The sequence below is a fragment of the Cupriavidus lacunae genome (assembly GCF_003353055.1).
In the GTDB taxonomy this organism is placed as follows: Bacteria; Pseudomonadota; Gammaproteobacteria; order Burkholderiales; family Burkholderiaceae; genus Cupriavidus; species Cupriavidus lacunae.
Map to the genome: position 1 here is coordinate 1 of NZ_QKWJ01000230.1, position 1,269 is coordinate 1,269.

At 62.6% G+C, this 1,269-nt stretch carries 1 protein-coding gene; it reads left to right on the plus strand.

Going from position 1 to position 1,269, the window contains the following annotated elements; all coding sequences use genetic code 11:
* The first annotated feature begins 99 nt into the window (after positions 1-99).
* Positions 100-1,206 carry an IS110 family RNA-guided transposase gene (locus DN412_RS42840; RefSeq protein ID WP_115216993.1) on the plus strand — a complete coding sequence of 369 codons (1,107 nt, stop codon included), beginning with the start codon at positions 100-102 and terminating at the stop codon, positions 1,204-1,206.
* Positions 1,207-1,269: the final 63 nt, after the last annotated feature.

Consider the following 1,269-nt stretch of genomic DNA (forward strand, 5'->3'; position numbering starts at 1 on the left):
CTAGACAAAATGTATTGACCTGCCGCACCTCAAGCGACGTGGATTAGGCTTGAGGTGTGTTGAACCAGCGGCCCAGAGCCACAATTGAGGGGGCAGGTCATGAACAAGTTTAGCAAGTACGTGGGCCTGGATGTCCATCAGGACACCATTGCCGTGGCCGTGGCGGACACCGGCGGTGACGTCAGGTATGTGGGAGAGATCGAGAATACGCCGGAGGCCGTCAGAAAACTGGTCACCCGGCTCAAACGAGACGGGTCTCGGCTGTCGTTCTGCTATGAAGCGGGGCCGGCTGGCTACGTGCTGTATCGGCAACTGCGTGATCTGAATCAGGACTGTGAGGTGGTCGCCCCTTCGCTGATCCCGAGAAAGCCAGGTGAGCGCATCAAGACTGACCGCCGCGACGGCCTGAACCTGGCCCGGCTGCACCGGGCCGGCGAGCTGACTGCGGTCTGGGTCCCCGGCGAAGCGCAAGAGGCGTTGCGCGACCTCACCCGTGCACGCGAGGACATGAAGCATCTGCAACGGCAGGCCAAACAGAGATTGTTGTCGTTCCTATCCCGGCATGGCTACCGCTATGGCGGCAAGTCTCGCTGGACCCAGGCGCACTGGCGCTGGCTCGAGGGGATCAAGTTTGCCTACCCGGTGCAGCAGGTCGTGCTTCAGGAATACATCGACACGGTCAAGGCTTGCAGCCAACGCGTGGCAAGCCTGGAGCAGGAGATCGAGCGCGCGCTGCAAGACAGCCCGGTCTGGCCGGTGATCGAGACCCTGATGGCCCTGCGCGGCGTCAGCCTGATCACCGCCGTGACCGTGGTAGCCGAGCTTGGCGATCTGCGCCGCTTCACTGACGCGCCGCAGTTGATGGCCTATCTCGGACTGGTGCCTAGCGAGCATTCCAGCGGCAAGCGCGAACGACGAGGCGGGATCACCAAGGCTGGCAACAGCCATGTGCGGCGGGTACTGGTCGAGGCGGCCTGGACCTATCGGCATCCGGCGCGCAAGACCGCCACCCTGCAGCGTCGTGCTGAACGCACCACGCCAGAGATCCAGGAGATTGCCTGGGAGGCGCAGAAACGGCTGTGTCATCGCTATCGTCACCTGAGCGCCCGCGGCAAACTGCCGGTGCAGGTCTGCACGGCGATTGCACGCGAACTGGCTGGTTTTATCTGGGCAATCGGTCAGCAGGCAAGGCTCGCGCCAACTTAACCGGGATCGAATCGGCTTAGCAGGTAGGTAAGGGTCACGGCAACTTAACCGAATCGACATAGG

Coding starts and splice junctions, on each gene's coding strand:
- DN412_RS42840 (WP_115216993.1), top strand. CDS start 100: ATGAACAAGTTTAGCAAGTACGTGGGCCTGGATGTCCATCAGGACACC.